The following is a 19809-nucleotide window of genomic DNA, read 5'->3' as shown; positions in this document are numbered from 1 at the left end:
ATCAACGAACAAGCAAGGGGAGGAACTGAAAATGAACACCACAATCCAGCCGTCAGTAGTCACCTCGTTCATGTCGTCGCTCTCGGACACTTCGGCCGTTCGCATTCCCACCGAGCTCGACCGTTGGTCGAACCGGCTCGCTCGTCTCCTGATGAGCATCGGCGCCGGTCAGGGCACTGCGGTCGCCGTCGTACTGTCGCCGTCGGTCGAACTTGTCGTGGCTCGCAGCGCGGTCTCGAAGTCGGGCGCGAAGATCGCCCAGGTCGATCCGGCGTCGGTGCGTGATGGTGTCGAACCACTTGCGGCCCAGCCGATCACCGTCGGCATCACGACCAAGTCGCATCGCGATGGCCTTTCCGACGCGATCGATTGGCTACTGCTCGACGATCTGTCCACGGTTCGTCGGTACATGACCGTGTCCGACGCGGATGTCACCGAGATCGAGCGTGCGAAGAGCGCCTGAGCGGTACCAGGACGTCCGTCCAAAACGGTCGTAATATTTGCGGTGCGTCGGCAAGCGTTTGTCGGCGCACCGCGTTCCTGCGTGTGTGCACAGGGTGAATCGACCCCCAACCGGGGGGCAGCCGAATACGCTCGATTCCACACCTCCGACGGGGTCGGATCGGTCAAATCCGACACGCGTGACGGGGGCCTGCGACACACTGCTTGACTGTTCGAGTGAGGGAGTTCATGCACACGGGATCCACACCGCTAGGCGGCGACGAGTCCGGCATTCCGGCCGGAGCGTTTCCGCTTTCGGCGGCGCAGCGCGGCATCTGGTTCGCTCAGCATTTCGCTGGTAGCGCGCCTATTTCGATCGCGCAGTACGTGGAATTGAACGGCGATCTCGACATCGATCTGCTCGAGCGGAGCTGCCAGCAGGCGGGGCGCGAGTTCGGGACCGGCTTCCTTCGGCTGATCGAGATCGATGATCTGCCGTTCCAGATCATCGACACCAGCCTCGACGATCACGTCGAAACCGTCGATCTGCGTGCGGAGGCAGACCCGGAGGCAGCAGCACACGCATTCATGGCGGCGGAGTACAACGCACCGCTCGATTTGCTGCGCGACCGGCTCGTCGGAATGTCGTTCCTTCGCCTCACCGATTCTCGCTATTTCTGGTACTCGCGCATTCATCACATCGTGCTCGACGGGTTCGGCGCCGTCACGCTGATCAACCGGATCTCGGATCTGTACAACGCCGCGGTCGAGGGCCGGGAGCCGGAGCCGTCGAAGGCGGAGGATCTACGCAAAATCGTCGATGCCGACGTGGCGTATCGGTCGTCGGATCGGTTCAAGGCCGACGGTGAATACTGGCGAGAGCACTTGGCCGGGATGGCGGATGCGGTGAGTCTGGCGGGCCGCACCGCTGAGGTGAACGGCCATCCCCGATTGGTGACGGGTTCATTGCCTGCCGACACCGCCGAGTTGCTGGATGCTGTAGCGAAGGCACAGAACTCGAGCATCGCGCCGATCGTCGTTGCGGCGTTCGGCGCGTACCTCGGTCGGATGGCGGGTGTCGACGAGGTGCTGTTGAGCCTCCCGGTGTCGGCGCGGACGACCGCAGTGATGCGTCGGTCGGGCGGCATGCTCGCGAACGTCGTCCCGCTGCGCCTCCGGTTGGACCAGCAGACGACTGTGGGGGAGTTGATCCTCAAGGCGCAGACCGAGCTGACGGGGGCGCTGCGCCGGCAGCGGTACCGCCAGGAAGACATCTTCCGCGATCTCGGGTGGGCCTTGGACGAGGCCGCATCGTTCGGTCCGTCGGTGAACCTGATGATGGTCGACACCAATCTGAAGTTCGGCTCGGTCACCGGCCGGTTGCGCGTTCTCACTTCGGGTTTGATCGACGACCTGTTCTTGAACCTCTATCCCGGCATGGGTGGCGAGTCCACCCACATCGACTTCCAAGCCAACGCGAATCTCTACAGCGCTACAGAACTCGCCGACCATCACGCCAGGTTCGTCGCGTACCTGCATCGGTTCCTGGCGGCCGGTGGCGCTGCGCCGCAGGCAGGGGTTCAGGTACTCACCGACGAAGAGCGACGCGAGCTGCTGCCCGTACGTGGCCCGGAAAGCCAACGCCCGCAGACGCTTCCCGAGCTGCTGGCCGGCGGCGTCGCGGTCGATCCGGATCATGTTGCGGTGCGGTGGCATGCGGAAACGTTGACCTATCGCGAGCTCGACGAATTGTCGAATCGGTTGGGTCGCAAGCTGATCGGCTTGGGTGCAGGTCCGGGTTCGACGGTGGCGGTGGCGATCGGTCGGTCGATGGAGTCGGTGGTCGCGACGTGGGCAGTGGTGAAATCTGGCGCCGCGTTCGTGCCGGTGGATCCGACGTACCCGGCGGACCGGATCGAGCACATGGTGTCCGACAGCGGCGCGGTCGTCGGGTTGACGGTCGCTTCGTCGCGGGATGCGTTGCCGGACACCGTCGAATGGGTTCTCCTCGATGACGATGTCTCTGGGTTGTCCGCGGACGCGATCACCGACGACGAGCGGCTCGCGCCGGTTCGGCTCGATGATGCGGCGTACATGATCTACACCTCGGGATCGACGGGATTGCCGAAGGGCGTGGTCGTCGCTCATCGTGGCTTGGCGAACATGGTGGTGTCGGGCGCAGAAGCCCTGCAGGTGAGCGCGGCGTCGGTTGTGGCGCATGCGGTATCGCCGAGCTTCGATACCTCGATCGAAGAGCTCTTCATGACGTTCGCGGCAGGTGCGACGCTGGCTGTCGTACCGCCGGGACTGTACGGCGGCGACGAATTGGCGCAGGTGTTGGCGAGCCATCGGGTTTCCACTCTGGAGGGGACGCCGTCGGTGGTGGCGACCTTGGACCCGGCGTCGTTGCCGGACCTGGTGTCGGTGGTCGTGGGCGGTGACGCGTGTCCGCCGGAGCTGGTGACGAAGTGGACGGGTAAGCGGCTGCTCAACAGCTACGGTCCGACGGAAGCGACTGTGGCAGCGACGTTTACGGGTCCGATGGTGCCGGGTGGTCGGGTGTCGATCGGCAGCCTCGTTCGTGGTCACGAGGGGTTGGTGCTGGACGGTCAGTTGCGGCCGGTGCCGATCGGTGCGGTCGGGGAGTTGTATTTGGCGGGTCCGGGTTTGGCTCGCGGGTATCACAATCGTTTTGCGCAGACGGCGGATCGGTTCGTGGCCAATCCGTTCGGTGCGCCTGGTGCGCGGATGTATCGGTCCGGGGACTTGGTCCGCTGGAACCGTGGCGATGACGGCCTGTGGTTGGAGTTCCTGGGTCGCAGTGACTTTCAGGTCAAGGTCCGCGGTTATCGAATCGAGTTGGGCGAGATCGACGCGGCATTGCAGGCGCACGAGGATGTCGACTTCGCGATCACTGTGGGCGCGAAAACCCCAGCGGGTGCAACGGCGTTGGTTGCCTACGTCGTCGGCAAGCCGGGTGTCTCCCTGGTGCCGGAGCAATTGAAGGCCTACGTCGGCGAGTTCCTGCCCGGCTACATGGTGCCGGCGTCGATTATGGTGCTGGACACGGTTCCGCTGACTCCGGTCGGCAAGGTCGACCGTAAAGCGTTGCCTGCACCCGACTTCGGCTCCCGGACCGTGGCTGGCCGCGGCCCGTCCAACCCTCGGGAAGAGGTGTTGGAGCGGTTGTTCGCGGACGTGCTGGGGTTGGAATCGGTGGGGGTCGACGAGAGCTTCTTCGCCCTCGGTGGCGACAGCATCGTCTCGATTCAGCTGGTCGCGCGTGCGAAGGCTGCCGGACTAGCATTCTCGGCCCGGGATGTGTTCGAGCGCAAGACGATTGCCGGTCTGGCTGCGGTCGCGACCGAGGTGGACGCGGCGAAGCAACTCGTCGAGTTGCCTGGCGGTGGCGTCGGCGACGTGCCGATCACACCGGTCATCGCGGCGATGGTCGAGACGGCGGGGTCCTTCGACCGGTTCAGCCAGTCCGTGTTGCTGCCGTTGCCGCCCGGTGTCGACGAAGTGAATCTCGCCGGGGCAGTGCAGGCCCTGCTCGATCATCACGACATGCTGCGATCGCGGTTGATCAACGACGCCGACACCGGTTGGCACATCGTCGTCGAACCGGTCCGCACTATCGACGCGACCACGCTGGTCGAGCATGTTCGAGCCGGCGCGGACGAAGACATCGACGTCGTCGCCGATCGCGAACTGCAGCGCGCGGCCGACTTGCTCGATCCCGGTTCGGGTGCTGTCGCACGGTTCGTCTGGATCGATCGGGATGGCGCCGACGGCTTCTTCTGGATGGTGCTGCACCACTTGGTCGTCGATGGTGTCTCATGGCGAATCCTGTTGCCGGACTTGGCAACTGCATGGACTCAATTCATCAGCGGGCAGCAGCCGTCGTTGCAGCCGGTCGCGACGTCGTTCCGGCGGTGGGCGCACGGCCAACGAGACAGCGAGCTGCTCGCGGCACGCGCCGCGGAACTTCCTACGTGGCAACGCATGCTGGAAACAGAAGACCCCGCGCTCGGTGCACGAGCAATGGATCCCACGGTCGACGTGCATTCGACGATGAAGCAACTGCAGACGACGATCCCGTCGAAAGTTGCGAGCGTGCTGCTGACGACGGTGCCCGAACGGTTCCATTGCGGCGCGGACGATGCGTTGCTGACCGGCTTGGCCATGGCGGTCATGCGGTGGCGGCGTGATCGTGGCGTCGACACGACGAAGACCCTGATCACCCTCGAAGGGCACGGCCGCGAAGAGGCCATCGTTCCCGGCGCCGACATCGCTCGCACCGTCGGCTGGTTCACCAGCGTGTATCCGATGGCGCTCGACTTGTCGGCCATCTATCTCGATGATGCGTTTGCCGGCGGTCCGGGAGCGGGTGCGTCGATCAAGGCGATCAAGGAGCAGTTGCGCTCGGTGCCGGACCGTGGTGTCGGCTACGGAATGCTGCGCTACCTCGACCCGGAAGCCGGACCGTTGCTCGCGGTGGGTCCGACACCGCAGATCAGCTTCAACTACCTGGGCCGCACCGGAACTGGAGGTCTGGAAGGTCCGTTCGTTCCGAAGCAGTTCGCGTCGACGCAGAGTGCGGACATGGCGTTGCCGGCCGTCATCGACATCAACGCGATCACCGAAGATGCCGACGACGGCGCCCGAATCGCGGTGACGTGGGCCTATGCGTCCGAGGTGATCAGCGCCGCCGAGGTGACCGAACTCGCGGAGTTGTGGGGTGTGGCGCTGGCAGCACTCGCCGATCACGCCCAAACGGAGAATGCGGGTGGACGGACCCCGTCCGACTTCGATTTGGTCGACGTGACGCAGGCGCAGATCGATCTGTGGGAAGCCAAGTACCCCACGATGGTCGACGTGTGGCCGCTCTCGCCGCTGCAGATGGCGTTGCTGTTCCACGCGCTCTACGACACCGACACTGCCGACGGTTACACGGTGCAGGCGACGCTGACGCTCCAGGGCGCGGTCGATGCGCAGCGGTTGCGGCAGGCCGGGCAGGGCTTGGTCGTCCGGCACGAGAACTTGCGCGTGGCCTTCGTCGAGTCCGTCGACGGACCACGCCAGATCGTGCTGCCCGAAGCCGAACTGCCATGGGCCGAAGTCGATCTCACGACGATCGAGGACGAGGCCGAGCGCACGCTGGAGCTGGAACGGGTCATCGCTGCCGACGCGACGACACGCTTCGACCTCACCGCGCCGCCGTTGCTCCGGTTCACGTTGATCCGAACCGGTGAAGACACCTTCAAGCTGTTGCTGACCAACCACCACATTGCGCTCGACGGCTGGTCGACACCGCTGCTGGTGCGAGAACTGTTGACGCTCTATGTCACCTCGGGTGACATGTCGGTGCTGCCACCGGCACGGTCCTACCGGGAATTCTTGGCGTGGCTGAAAGATCAGGATTTGGCAGCGTCGAAAGCCGCGTGGGCGGAGGCGCTTTCCGGAATCGACACGCCGACGCGTGCGGTCCCGACGCTGGCTGACATCGAAACCCCTGAGACGGGCCAAGTTTCGCTCGAACTGCCCGCCGCAACGGCGACCAGGCTTGCCGACCTCGGCCGCCAGTCCGGTGTCACGGTCAACACAGCGGTCCAGGCTGCGTGGGCGTTGCTGCTGGCCTTGCTGACCGGTCGGACCGATGTGGTGTTCGGTGGGACGGTCTCGGGTCGGCCGCCGCAGTTGGCGGGTGTCGAGGACATGGTCGGGTTGTTCATCAACACGGTCCCTGTCCGAGTGGAGTTGAACCCGGCCGAGACGGTGACCGAGTTACTGGTGCGGATTCAGTCGAACCAGGCGACGATGCTGGACCATCAGCACATCGGGTTGGCCGACATCCACCAGGCCGTCGGGCTGCCCGAATTGTTCGACACCCTCACGGTTTTCGAGTCGTACCCGATCGATACCGATGCGCTCGCGGCAACGATGGATGTCGCCGGGATGCGGATCGTCGACATCGAGGGTACCGACGCGACGCCGTATCCGTTGAACCTCATGGTGATTCCCGAGCATTCGGGCGAATTGAAGCTCGTCTTCAAATACTTCGCAGACGATTTGAGTACCGATGCGGCACAAGGATTGCTGCACCGTTTCGTGCGTCTGCTCACCCAGGTTGCGGAGAACCCCACCGCGCGGGTTGCGTCGCTGCAATCGTGTGATCCCGACGAGCGCGCCCAGTTGTTCCCGGTCGTAGGCTTGCCCGAGCTGGACGTCATCACGCTGCCAGAGATCCTCGCAGCCGCCGCGCAGGTGGATCCCGATGCTGTTGCGGCAATTTCGGGCGACACCGAGCTGACGTTCCGTGAGCTCGACGGCTGGTCCAACCGGCTCGCCCGCGTTTTGCTGCGGCACGGCGCACAGCAGGACCGGTTCGTTGCGTTGGCGCTGACGCGATCGGTCGAGTCGGTGGTCGGCATCTGGGCTGTCGCGAAGACCGGTGCGGCGTTCGCGCCGATGGACCCGAACCATCCGCCCGAGCGGATCGAGCACATGGTGTCCGATTCGCAGGCGACGATCGGCGTCACTACAACGACTCTGGGTGCGAAGCTGCCGGGTTCCATCGACTGGTTGCTGCTCGACGATCTCAACACCATCCGTCGCGTCATGACCATTTCAGACGCACCGATCACCGACGCCGAACGTGGTGCACCCATCCATGTCGACCAGACCGCGTACCTCATCTACACCTCGGGTTCGACCGGCAAGCCGAAGGCCGTCCTGCTCAGCCACCGTGGTCTGGCGAACCTGACCGAAGCGCAACGCGAGCAGATGAACCTCACGTCGACGTCGCGGATGTTGCAGGTGGCGTCGCCGAGCTTCGACGCGTCGGTGTTCGAGCTGCTGTGCGCGCACGGCTCAGGCGGTCGCGTGGTGATCGCACCGCCCGATGTCTACGGCGGCCCCGACCTCGAAAACCTGTTGCGCACCGAGGGTGTCACTCACGCGGTCATCACGCCGTCGGCACTGGCGACGATGGACCCTGCCGATCTCGACACCCTGCAGACGTTGACCGTTGCCGGCGAGGCATCGGGTCCTGAGCTGGTCGACCGCTGGTCGGTCGGGCGGACGTTGCTGAACCTTTACGGACCGACCGAATTCAGTATCTGGGCAACAGCTTCGGGCAAATTGCTGCCAGGTGAGCCGATCACGATCGGCGGCCCGATTCGTGGCGCATCGCTGATGGTCCTCGACACGTGGCTGCGCCCGGTGCCGCTCGGCGTGTCCGGCGAGCTGTATCTGGCAGGTCCGGCGCTGTCGCGCGGCTACTTCAACCGGATGGAAATGACGACCACCCGGTTCATCGCCAATCCGACCGCGCCGGGGGAGCGGATGTATCGCACCGGCGACATGGTTCGCTGGGTCGAGGCGACCGGTGCCACCGCTGAAGCCGGACCGCTCACGCTGGAATACATGGGCCGCAGCGACTTCCAGGTGAAGATCCGCGGTCTGCGGATCGAGCTCGGCGAAATCGACGCGGTGCTCGCCCGCGACGAGGAGGTCGAGTACGCGGCGACGATCGGTCGAGCAGGTCCGGCAGGCTCGACCGTGCTGGTGGCGTATGTGCTTCCCGCACAGGGGATCACGCTGGACACCGAACGATTGCGGGAACGGATCGCCGCATCTTTGCCGGGCTACATGGTCCCCGGTTTCATCGTCGTGCTCGACGATATTCCGTTGACACCGGTCGGCAAGCTGGACCGTAAAGCGCTGCCAGTGCCGGACTTTGCGGTAACAAGCCGAAAGTACCTCGCGCCGCGCACCGACGTCGAACGTGCGGTCGCGAACGTGATCGCGGAGGTACTCGAGGTCGAGCGGGTCAGCATCGATGCCTCGTTCTTCGATCTCGGTGGCAACTCCTTGATCGCGACCCGGGTGATCGCACGGATCAATGCCGCGTTGGGATCGTCTGTGACGCTGCGTGATCTGTTCGACGCTCCGACCACTGCCCAGCTCGCGTCGCGGATCGCCGATGGTGGCGGGACCGAGCGGACCACGTTGGTGGCAGGTCCGCGCCCGGCTCGAGTGCCGTTGTCGTTTGCGCAGCAACGAATGTGGATCCTCAACCAGCTCGATCCTCGGTCGGCGACCTACAACATCACCGCGGCCTTGCGACTGACCGGACCGGTGGATATCCGTGCGCTGCAGACTGCCGTCGCCGATGTGATCGATCGGCACGAGAGCCTGCGGACCATCTATCCGGCCGATGCCCAGGGCCCGACCCAGCAGGTGCTCGACGCCACTGCTGCCGCACCGGATCTGACGCCGGTGGTCGTTGCCGACGGTGAGGAGCTGCGGGCGGCCGTCGCTGAGGTCGCAGGTGCCGGTTTCGACGTGACGCGCCAGACGCCATTGCGGGCCAAACTGTTCCAGTTGGGTCCGCAGCTGCATGTCGTCGTCTTGGTCGTGCATCACATCAGTGCAGACGGCACGTCGATGACGCCGTTGGCGCGCGACTTGGTGAGCGCCTACGCGGCGCGAGCCGCAGGAGTGGAACCGTTCTGGGATCCGCTCGAGGTCCAGTACGCGGACTTCTCCCTGTGGCAGCGGGAGGTGCTCGGCGAGGAGTCGGACCCGGAGTCGTTGTCGGCCAAGCAAATCAATTTCTGGAAGACGACGCTCGCTGATCTGCCCGATCAGTTGGAGTTGCCTATCGACAAGCCGCGACCCGCGGTGCAGTCGGGGCACAGCGTGGACCTGCCGTTCGCCATAGACGCAGGTACACATGCCCGCATCGTGGAGCGCGCGCGGGCCGAGAACGTCAGCGTGTTCATGGTTGTCCACGCCGCGCTTGCGGTGTTGCTGTCACGTGTCGCCGGTTCGCCGGACGTGACGATCGGAACGCCGATCGCGGGTCGAGGTGAGCAGGTCCTCGACGACGTGGTCGGGATGTTCGTCAACACCTTGGCGTTGCGGGCACAGGTCGATCCGAATATGACGTTCGCGCAGTTGCTCGAGCAGGTCCGTACGTCGGACCTGGATGCGTTCGCGAACGCCGATGTTCCGTTCGAGCGGCTGGTGCAGGCGCTGAACCCGGCGCGGTCGACGGCGCATCATCCGATCTTTCAGGTGTCGTTGTCGCTGCAGAACTTCGATGAGCCGGTGATCGATCTCGGCGGATTGACCGTCACCGTCGAAGACCTGCAACGGGATTCGTCGCAGTTCGATCTGTCGTTGACGTTGCGGGAGAAGTTCGGTGCCGACAACGCTCCAGAGGGGTTGGAGGGCGAGATCACCTATGCCACCGACTTGTTCGAGTCGGAGACGGCTCGCCGATTCGGTGGTTGGTACACGCGGATCATCGATGCGTTGTGTGCCGACCGCAACGTCGTCGTGGGTACCGTCGATCTTCTCGACGACGACGAGTTCGCAGCGCTCGTTCCCGTGCACGGTCCGGCCGCGCCGGAGCCGGTCACGTTCGCGCAGATGTTGGCCACCGTAGCGGCGGCCAACGCCGACAAGCCGGCGATGACGTACGGCGAGTTGTCCGGTCGGCACTCGATTCGCGACAGCCTGACCTACCGCGAACTCGATGAACTCTCGAATCAGTTGGCGCGGTTGCTGATCGACGCGGGGGCAGGTCCCGAGACGGTCGTAGCGCTCGCGCTGAAACGGTCGATGGAGTCCATTCTCGGTGTGTGGGCTGTCATCAAGACCGGCGCCGCCTACGTTCCGGTCGATCCGAATCATCCGCCCGAGCGGATCGAACACATGCTCAACGACAGCCGGGCAACCGCCGGACTCGCCATGGCCGCCGATCGAGATCATCTGCCCGACACCGCGTCCTGGATCGTCATGGACGATCCCGCGCTGGCGGACCGGCTCGAGAAGATTTCGTCGGCACCGATTACCGACGCAGACCGGACCAGCCCGATCCATCTCGACAGCGCCGCGTACCTGATCTACACCTCAGGCTCGACGGGACTGCCGAAGGGCGTTGTCGTCACAAACAGCGGGCTGATGAACGTCGTTGCGATGGTGCAGGATTGGATGGGCATCGACTCGTCGTCACGCGTCCTCGCCGTTGCGTCGCCGAGCTTCGATGCATCGGTGTTCGAGGTGCTGATGGCCTACGGTTCCGGCGCGGCGCTCATCGTGTCGCCTGCTGATGTGTTCGGCGGCTCCGATTTGGCGCGGTTGATGACGCGCGAGAAGGTGTCGCATGCACTGATCACGCCCTCTGCGTTGACCACACTCGACCCGACGGAGGTCGACGGTCTCGACGTCCTGGCGGTCGGTGGCGAAGCCGTCAATGCGGACCTCGTGTCGCGGTGGGCGCCGGGACGCACGATGGTGAACCTCTACGGACCAACCGAATTCACGATCGTTGCCACCGGCATCAACCCACTGGTCCCAGGCGAGCCGATCACGATCGGTGGTCCGGTGCACGGCTCGACGTCGTTGGTGCTCGACGCACGGTTGCGTCCGGTCCCGATAGGCGTGGCAGGCGAGCTCTACATCGCCGGTTCGTCGCTGGCGCGCGGCTATCACAACCGCCCGGACCTGACCGCGAGCCGTTTCATCGCCCATCCCTACGATCCCGGCCAGCGGATGTATCGCACCGGCGACGTCGTCCGATGGACCCACGATCTGAAGTTGGATTACGTGGGGCGCAGTGACTTCCAGGTCAAGGTGCGCGGTTTGCGAATCGAGCTCGGGGAGATCGACGCCGCCCTCATGCGCGAGGACGACATCGAGTTCGCGACGACAATGGGTGTGCCAGGCCCGACAGGGGCCACGGTTCTTGCGTCGTATGTCGTTCCGGCAGAAGGTGTCACACTCGACATTGCCGACCTGAAAGAGCGGGTCGGCGCGACGCTGCCCAACTACATGGTGCCGAGTTCGATCGTGGCGCTGGACGCGATTCCGATCAACGCGGTCGGCAAGCTGGACCGAAAGGCGTTGCCTGCGCCCGTGTTCGAGGCGCGCGAGTTCCGGGCTCCGACGACAGAGAACGAGATCGCCTTCGCCGAGGTGTTCGCGGAATTGCTCGGCGCGGCGCAAGTCGGCGCCGACGATTCGTTCTTCGACCTCGGCGGCGACAGCATCATGACGATCGGGCTCGTCTCAAAGGCGAAGGAGCGCGGTCTCGTCATCTCCGCGGCCGACGTGTTCGAGCGCCGCACGGTCGAGGGCTTGGCCGAGGCTGCCGAAGCGAACGCCAGAGCGGGCGTGACCAGTGACGATCCTGCCGAGGCATTCCTCGGTGTGATCCTGCCGATCAGGGCGACCGGCGACGGGGAGCCGTTGTTCTGCGTTCACCCAGCGTCCGGATTGGCCTGGTGCTACGCCGGATTCGCCGAACTGATCGATCAAGGACGGCCGATCTACGGTCTGCAGGCTCCCGAACTCACCGGTGGCGACCCGTTACGCACGCTCTACGCGTACGCCGACCGCTACGTCACCGAAATGCGCGCCGTCCAGCCGAACGGTCCGTACAACGTGCTCGGGTGGTCGCTCGGCGGATTCATCGCCCAGGCGATCGCCGCGAAGCTGCGCGAGGAGGGCGAGGAGGTCAACCTGCTCGCGAACCTCGATGCGGGCCTGGACAAGCGGTCCGCCGATCCTGGTCCGCAGATCACGCCGGGCCAGCTCGTCTACGAGTACGCGCCGATCTTCGGCTTCGAAGCCGAGCGTGAGGACCTCACCGCAGAAGAGGCAGCAGCGGCTCTTCGCGAAAAGCTTCCAGGTGCTTCGTTTGTGGATGCAGTGCTCATCGATCGACTGACCCACTGCTACAACGGATCTCAGTGGATGCTTGCCGGATACGATGCGCCGACCTACGACGGCGACATGGTGTTCTTCACACCCACGCTCGAGAACGACGACCTGAATTCGGCAGTGGAGTCGTGGCGGGGCGTCGTTTCGGGTGAAATCACGAATTACTTCGTCGAGTCCAACCACGACAGAATGACCTCTCCCGCAGTTCTTCCCGAAATCGCACGCGTAGTCAATGAATACCTCGCCCCACGAGTGGAGTCCTGATGTCAGAATCCGATCAAGCCGTCATCGTCGAAGGGATCGAAAAGTCCTTCGGGAAGGTGAAGGCGCTGCGGGGTGTCACGTTCGAGGTCGAACGCGGCCAAGTGCTCGGCGTCCTCGGACCCAACGGCGCGGGTAAGACCACGACCGTCAACATCCTCACGACGTTGATCCAGCCGGACAAGGGCCGCGCGGTCGTTGCCGGGCACGACGTCGTGAAGGACGCGTCCGCGGTCCGCCGGTCGATCATGCTGACCGGGCAGTACGCCGCGCTCGACGACATGCTCACCGGTGCCGAAAACCTCGTCATGTTCGGGCGGTTGATGGGGTTGAGCAAAGGCGAGGCGAAGGCGCGGTCCAAGGAGTTGCTCACCGAGTTCGACCTCGAAGCCGCTGCAGGCCGACGCGTCTCGACGTACTCCGGCGGTATGCGTCGTCGTATCGACATCGCGTGCGGGCTCGTCGTCCAACCCGATGTCGTGTTCCTCGACGAGCCGACGACCGGTCTGGACCCACGAAGCAGGCAGAGCGTCTGGGATCTCGTCGCCGGCTTCAAGAACCTGGGCATCACGACGTTGCTGACGACGCAGTACCTCGAAGAGGCCGACGCGCTGAGCGACAAGATCATCGTGATCGACCACGGAACGGTGATCGCCGAGGGCACCGCGGACGAACTGAAGTCGCGCACCGGCGGCAGCTACTGCGAGGTGGTGCCGCTCAACCTGAAAGACATCCCGTCGATCGTTGCCGCCCTCGGATCGCTGTTGCCCGAGGACTATCGGAGCGCCATCACACCGGAGTCCGACCGGCTCGCCGTACCTGCCCCGGACGGTGCGAAGACGCTCGCCGAAGCGTTGCGCAGGCTGGACGACGCGAACATCGACCTGGTCGACATCGCACTTCGGCGGCCCTCGCTCGACGACGTTTTTCTCTCGCTCACCGGTCACGTTGCCGAGGTGGCCGACGACTCCGCGGACGCCAAAAGCTTGGCGGCGAAGCAGTGACGACGCAGGTCAAGGCCAAGGCGACGACCCGGCCTGAACTGTCGTCGTTCCAGCAGTGGTGGGTGCTCACGCTGCGGTTGATCGCACCCTCGTTGCGGTCGGGCGAGGTGTTGACGGCGATCCTCGCCCCACTGGTCTTCACCGTCGGCTTCTTCATCCCGCTGCAGAAAGTCATGGACCTGCAACTCGGGGACTCGATCTCCTACGCCCAGTTCCTGATGCCGCTGATCATGCTGCAGTCGTTGTCGTTCACCGGCATCACTGCAGCGTTTCGGGCGTCGACCGATGCCGTCGAGGGGATCAACCGCAGATTCGGCGCGATGCCGATCGGCGCCGCAATCCCGCTCGCGGCACGCATGGCGTCGAACATGTTCCGGTGCATCGTGTCGGTCATCGCGGCGATCATCTGCGGGTACGTGATCGGCTTCAGATTCACCGACCGCATCGAATACACAGTCGGCTTCCTCGCTTTCGCGTTGCTGGTCGGCGCCGCGCTGGCTCTCGGTGGTGACGTGCTCGGTTCGCTGTCGTCGAGTCCGGAAGCCACCACGCAGATCCTGACCCTGCCGCAGCTGATCCTCGGCCTGTTGTCCTCAGGCTTCGCGCCGGTCAGCATCTTCCCGAGCTATCTGCAAGGTTTCGTGCGCAATCAGCCGGTGTCGCAGTTCTCCTACGCGCTGCGCGGGCTGGGTGGCGATCCGACGCTCGGCGAAGGCGTGACCTGGGGGTTGATGGGTCCGCCGCTCGCCTGGGCGATCGGCATGATCGTCGTGTTCGTCCCGATCTCCATCCGTGCGAATTCCCGGAGGGCCTGATGACGTCTGCTACGAAAAACGGCGCCACCGCGGTCGAGCGGGCGCCCGGTAAACGGATCGATCGCACCAAGAAAGAGAACTCGCTGCTGCAGTTCTTCCCGCAGACGCTGATTCAGGTCCAGCGGCTGCTGTTGCGTTGGTTGCGCGACCCACTCACGGTCATTCAGTCCCTGGTCTTTCCTGCGCTGCTGCTGATCATCCTGAACATGGTGCTCGGCAACCAGATTCAGACCTTCGCCAACCTGTTCAAACTGTGCGAAGGCAAAACCGAGCATTGCGCGCTGTACGGCACGGTTCCGATGACGGCCCTGGCTGGCATCATGGCCGGCTCTACGGCGGGTGCGATCACGCTCGGTCGTGAAGGTGCGGCAGGCTTGTTGGCCAGGTTCTGGGTGCTGCCTGTGCACCGCGCATCCGGTTTGGTGTCGCGAATTCTGGCCGAACTGGTCCGAATCACGATCGGTACCATCGTGATCGTCATCGTCGGGTATGTGCTCGGTTTCCGGTTCGAGCAGGGCCTTCCCGCCGCGCTGTTGTTCATCGGTGTGACGCTGATCTTCGGTCTGGGCTTCGCCACCCTCGTCACCTCGATCGCGGTGTTCAGTGCGAAAGCAACCTTGGTCGAAGGTGTTTCGCTGCTGAGTTCGCTGCTGATGTTCTTCAGCACCGGGTTCGTGCTGCTTCCCGCGTTCCCGGAATGGATAAAACCGCTCGTGCAACACCAGCCCCTGACCTGCGCGATCGACACCATGCGTGCACTGTCGCTGGGTGGTCCGTTGCAAGGTCCGTTGATCGGCACGTTGCTCTGGTCCCTCGGTGCGGTCGTGGTGTTCGGCATCCCCGCGGTCATCGGCTTCAGCCGAGCGAGCCGTCGCTAGCCGCTAACCCTCGTGAGTCTTTTCGGAGTCTATAGACTCCGAAAAGACTCACGAGGGTGGGTGATTCAGCGAAGTGCAGCCTTGCCTCGAATCCGGCCGAGCAGGAGCAGGGCGAGCAGCGTGACCAGAAGCAGCAGCGTCGTGTCGGCTGCGGCGAGGAACACCTGACCACGGTCGGTCAGCCCGAAGATGCTGACCGGCAGGGTCTTCCACGTCGCCGGATACACCATGACCGTGGCGCCGAGCTCGCCCATCGACAGCGCGACCGCGAGGCCTGCGGCAGCACCGAGAGCAGGCAGAAGCAGCGGGAGCGTGACCTGGGTCAGCACGCGCACCGGTCCTGCCCCTAGCGACTCGGCGGCGTCGCGGTATGCCGGGTCCAGGCGGTCGAGCGCTGCGGAGACCGCGCTGAATGCGAAGGCCAGCACCAGAACTGCGTGCGCGATGATCACAAGCCATTTCGTGCCGCCCAACAGCAGGGGCTTCGAATTGAACGCGATCAGCAGGCCGAGCCCGATCGCGACCGACGGAATCGCGATCGGCAAATGGAACACCGCATCGGTAATTCGGCGCAGCCACATCGGGGCCTCGCGTGCCGCCAACGCTGCCCACGTGCCGAGCACGAGAGCGAGTCCGCCCGCGATGAACGCAGTCTGCAGGCTCACGGTCATGCTCGCGACGTTGTCACCGGACAGGGCTTCGTCGAAATGGGAGAAGCCGAGGTCCGACGGCAACGGACCGGTCCACGAACCCGCCAGTGCCGCAGCGACAACCGTCGCAATCGGTGCGACGAATACGACCAGCACGATGAGCGCGAAAACGCCGAGCACCACTGCCTTGCTACGAGTGGTCCACAACAGCATCTCAGGCCTCCTTCGTTCCAGTGCGACCTGCCATGACGCGGGCGAAGATCAACCGATACAGCCCGTACAGCGTCAACGACAGCGCCACCTGGACCGTGGCAATCACGGCAGCGCCGGGTAGGTCGAACGTGACGATGCCACGGGTGTAGATCAGAACCGGCAAGGTGATGACATCCTTTGCGCCGGTGAACAACACGATGCCGAACTCGTTGAGAGTGAGCAGCAGCACGAGGCTGCCGCCGGCCATGAGAGCAGGCCACGCTTCGGGCAACACGACCGTGCGCAACACGGTCCAGGGTGAGGCGCCGAGACTGGCTGCGACGTCGAGCTGCTCGCGCGGTAGTTGCGCGAACGACGCGAGTAACGGACGAACGACGAACGGTGTGAAGAAGGTGATTTCGGCGACGATCACCCCGGTTGGTGTGTTGAGGAAATCCAGCAGCGGCTTGTCTTGGCCCGAGATATTCATGTATAGGGCGTTGAACGCGCCCGCGGTCCCATAGAGGAAGGTGAAGGCGAGGGTGATCAGGAACGACGGCAACGCCAGGATCGTGTCGATGACGCGGCCGACGAACCTCGACCCCGGAAACGGCACGAACGCAAGAACAATCGCGATGAACGTGCCCAGCACGAGGCAGCCCAATGTGGACAGGACTGCAATCTCGGCGGTCCGCCACAGAGCGCTGCGGAAGAGGTCGGAGCCGAGGACTCCGCTCCACGTGCTGCTGCCTTCGCCATCGAGCGACACGGCGAGCACCTTGGCGACCGGATAGACCGCGAACACGAGCACCGCGATCAGTGGCGGGAGGGTCCAGAGTGCACCGCCCCACTTCGACGGTTCTTTGCGGGTTGCGGGCGGTGGCGCGACGGGCCGATCCAAGACGGTGGTCACGCCGGCACCTGCACGAGTACCCCGGCGACGGCGGGAAAGCGCACGCCCACTTCGTTTTCCAGTGCGAACTGCGCCTGACCGGGTACGTCGGCCTCGATGAGCTGGTCGGGCAGTCCGGCGACAGCGAGCGTCAGTCGCGTCGAGGAGCCACGCCACACCGCCGCCGTCACCCGTGCCCGCAGCGCACCGGCCTCCGTCGGCGGTCCGACGGTCAACGCGTGGGGACGGACGCACAGCAACGCGGAACTTCCTGGTGACCAATCGGTTTTGCCGACACTCGGCTGCGGGGCCTCGGCGGGCAGCGTCGAATCGCCGACCGTCACCAACGCCGACGTGCCGATGACTCGCCCCACCGTGCACGGAATCAAGTTCGCACCACCGAGGAATGCGGCGGTGAAACTAGTCGGCGGACGGGTCCACAGGTTGTCGGCGGTGTCGACGTCGACCAGTTTGGCGTCACGCATGACCACGATGCGATCTGCGAGCGCGAGCGCTTCGGACTGATCGTGCGTGACGTACAGCATCGCTGTGTCCGGCAACGCTTTCCGCAATTGCTGCAGTTCGGCGACCATCGAGATCCGCAGCTGTGCGTCCTGCGCGGCGAGCGGTTCGTCGAGCAGCAGGACCTTCGGGCGGATCGCCAGTGCTCGTGCGATGGCGACCCGTTGCTGCTGACCGCCGGAAAGCTCGCGCGGTAGCCGCGTGGCGTACGCGGACATGCCGACCATCTCCAGCGCTTCGGCAACCCGACCGGCGATGTCGGCGCGAGGCACCTTGTGCGCCTTTAGTCCGAATGCGACGTTCTCGCTCACCCGCATATGCGGAAAGAGTGCGTAGGACTGGACGACGACGCCGATTCCGCGTTTGGCGGGTGGGAGATTCGTGACGTCCTTGTCGCCGAGCCGCACGGTCCCCGAGGTCGGGCGCGCGAACCCGGCCAGTGCCTTGAGTGCGGTCGACTTGCCCGACCCGCTCGGTCCGAGCAGCGCGACCGTCTCGCCCTGTCCGACCTTGAGGTTGAAATCGACGAGGGCGTGGGTGGCGTTCTTGCCGCGGCCATAGGTGACGGTCACTCGATCGAAAATGATTGCGGGAGTGGAGTAATCAACCGCACCCTTGACGGCGGCCGGCGTCGAAACCTTGGTCTCCGACATGATCAGCTACCTGTGGCTTTCTGATATGCCTCGACGTCGGCTTTCAGGTCGGCGCGCACCTTTTCCCAATCGGGCTGCCAGACGTCGACACCGTCGAGCAGCGCCGTCGGGGTGACGCCCTCGGTGGGTCCGCTTGCCTTGCGCACCGCATCGAGGACCGAAACGCCCAGTGCCTGAGGCCCAACCGTCTTTTGCGATTCCTCGGAGAGAAGGAACTCCATGAGCTTGCGGGCCTTGTCCGCATGCGGAGCGTTCTTCGCCAGGCCGGTGAAGTAGGGGATCGCGATGGTGGTGCGCTTGCCATCGGCGGCGGCGGGGAAGAAGACGTTGAATTTGGAGCCGCTGTTCTTGATCGACGCAAGGTTCATCTGCACATCGCCGTTCGCGACGAGCAGTTCACCGTTGCTCACCTTCGGCTGGAGCTTGCCGGTCGAGGACGAGGGACCGACGTTGTTCGCCTGCAAGCTGCTCAGGTACGCGAGGGCGCCTTCCTTGCCGAGCAAGTGCTGGAGCAGCAGCAATACTGCTGTGCCGTCACCGGACTGGCCGGGGGTCGAATACTGGAGCTTGCCCTTGAACTGCTCGGTCAGCAGGTCGTCCCACTTGACCGGTGCCGGGTTGGCGGCCGGATTGGCGATGAAGCACAGGAAGTTGTTGATGATCGGGAAGTACTTTCCGGCGGAATCCTTTTCGTCGGCAGGTATTGCCGAAGTGTCGATTCCACTCGGTACCAGCAGATCTTTCTGTGCCGCTTCCTGAATGAACGGTGGCAGCGTGATGATCAGGTCTGCCTGCTGGTTCGCCTTCTCCTTCTCCAGCCGGGCAACCACCTCACCCGATCCCGACTCGACCACGTTCACCGAGATGCCGGTCTGGGTCTTGAACTTGTCGAAGCGGTCCTTGTACCAGTCGGCGAGTCCGTCGACGCTGTAGAGGGTGATCGAGTCGGCGTCGGAACTGCCGGTGCCACCACAAGCTGCGGTGAGCGAAAGGGCTGTTGCGGCAACGGCAATGACCGCGACCTTGGGAAGGAGGCTACGCATTCGCATGGAATCGGCTTTCTGTGTTTGTGGGGGAGTGATGATGCGAGAGAACGAGTTCGGCGAAATCGGTGACGGAGGCTACAACGTGGGTGGCGCCGGCCGCTCGGAGTTGCTGTTCGTCGTGCGCGCCGGTGAGGGTTCCGGCGACGATTTGCGCGCCTGAACGCAGTCCGGTCTCGACGTCGCTGGTCGTATCACCCAGCACGGCAACGTTGTCGACGCCGTCGATGCCTAGGCGGAGGAGGGCGGTCAGAACCATGTCGGGGTAGGGCCGGCCGCGACCGGCGTCGGATGGGGCGAGGGTGAGGTCGGCGATGTCTTCCCAGCCGAGGGCGGCCAGGAGTTTGTCCTGAGTCCCGCGACTGAAACCTGTTGTAAGGGCGACCTTGATGCCCGAAGAGCGAAGTCTCTCGATGCTCTCGACGGCTCCTGCGATCGGGGCTGCGGCACCCTCTTCGATCAGCGCGTTGTACGCGTCTTCGAAGGCCTGGTTTGCCAGTTGCGCGCGCTCTTCGTCGCCGAGAATTGCGCGGAACACGACGATCTTGGATTGCCCCATCGTGTCGATCACGTACTGGCGAGCGCGCTCGCGTTCGTCGCCGGAGTCAGGAATGCCCGCAGCGTCGGCGGCCTTCTCGAAGGCACTGATGACGAGCCCGCCGTCTTCGACCGTGGTGCCAGCCATGTCCAGCACGGCTAGTTGAATTGGGTTGGTGGACAAT

General features: G+C 64.5%; 10 protein-coding genes. 5 read left to right on the top strand and 5 right to left on the bottom strand.

Going from position 1 to position 19809, the window contains the following annotated elements; translation table 11 throughout:
- Window positions 1-31: 31 nt before the first annotated feature.
- From FGL95_RS04215 to FGL95_RS04195, 5 genes are all read left to right on the top strand, one after another.
- Window positions 32-463, top strand: coding sequence for an AMP-binding protein (locus tag FGL95_RS04215; RefSeq protein ID WP_169584908.1), 432 nt, complete (start codon window positions 32-34; stop codon window positions 461-463).
- A gap of 227 nt (window positions 464-690) precedes the next feature.
- Window positions 691-12441, top strand: a complete 11751-nt coding sequence (locus tag FGL95_RS04210; protein WP_169584907.1) for an amino acid adenylation domain-containing protein — start codon at window positions 691-693, stop codon at window positions 12439-12441.
- Window positions 12441-13442: an ATP-binding cassette domain-containing protein gene (locus FGL95_RS04205; RefSeq protein WP_169584906.1), complete on the top strand. Its 1002-nt coding sequence runs from the start codon at window positions 12441-12443 to the stop codon at window positions 13440-13442. The genes FGL95_RS04210 and FGL95_RS04205 overlap by 1 nt, the downstream gene beginning before the upstream one ends.
- Window positions 13439-14257, top strand: coding sequence for an ABC transporter permease (locus tag FGL95_RS04200; RefSeq protein ID WP_169584905.1), 819 nt, complete (start codon window positions 13439-13441; stop codon window positions 14255-14257). Before FGL95_RS04205 ends, FGL95_RS04200 begins: the two co-directional genes overlap by 4 nt.
- Window positions 14257-15135 (top strand): ABC transporter permease, encoded by an 879-nt coding sequence (locus FGL95_RS04195; RefSeq protein WP_169584904.1) that lies wholly within the window; start codon window positions 14257-14259, stop codon window positions 15133-15135. The genes FGL95_RS04200 and FGL95_RS04195 overlap by 1 nt, the downstream gene beginning before the upstream one ends.
- Before the next feature lie 65 nt (window positions 15136-15200).
- Here FGL95_RS04195 and FGL95_RS04190 read toward each other — a convergent pair whose 3' ends face one another.
- From FGL95_RS04190 to FGL95_RS04170, 5 genes are read right to left on the bottom strand one after another with little or no spacing between them, the layout of a single operon-like run.
- Window positions 15201-15998 (bottom strand): ABC transporter permease, encoded by a 798-nt coding sequence (locus FGL95_RS04190; RefSeq protein ID WP_169584903.1) that lies wholly within the window; start codon window positions 15996-15998, stop codon window positions 15201-15203.
- Between the two features lies 1 nt (window position 15999).
- Window positions 16000-16890 (bottom strand): 2-aminoethylphosphonate ABC transporter permease subunit, encoded by an 891-nt coding sequence (locus FGL95_RS04185; RefSeq protein WP_169584902.1) that lies wholly within the window; start codon window positions 16888-16890, stop codon window positions 16000-16002.
- A complete protein-coding gene (locus FGL95_RS04180; protein ID WP_169584901.1) occupies window positions 16887-18044 on the bottom strand; it encodes an ABC transporter ATP-binding protein in 1158 nt (385 codons plus the stop codon). The genes FGL95_RS04185 and FGL95_RS04180 overlap by 4 nt, the downstream gene beginning before the upstream one ends.
- Before the next feature lie 2 nt (window positions 18045-18046).
- Window positions 18047-19093, bottom strand: a complete 1047-nt coding sequence (locus tag FGL95_RS04175; RefSeq protein ID WP_169584900.1) for a 2-aminoethylphosphonate ABC transporter substrate-binding protein — start codon at window positions 19091-19093, stop codon at window positions 18047-18049.
- Complete coding sequence (locus tag FGL95_RS04170) at window positions 19080-19808, bottom strand: phosphonatase-like hydrolase (protein WP_169584899.1); 729 nt, start codon at window positions 19806-19808, stop codon at window positions 19080-19082. Before FGL95_RS04170 ends, FGL95_RS04175 begins: the two co-directional genes overlap by 14 nt.
- Window position 19809 lies beyond the last annotated feature (1 nt).

It is taken from the genome of Antrihabitans stalactiti (assembly GCF_012932915.1).
Classification (GTDB): domain Bacteria; phylum Actinomycetota; class Actinomycetes; order Mycobacteriales; family Mycobacteriaceae; genus Antrihabitans; species Antrihabitans stalactiti.
This window is presented reverse-complemented; position numbering and strand designations above follow the sequence as displayed.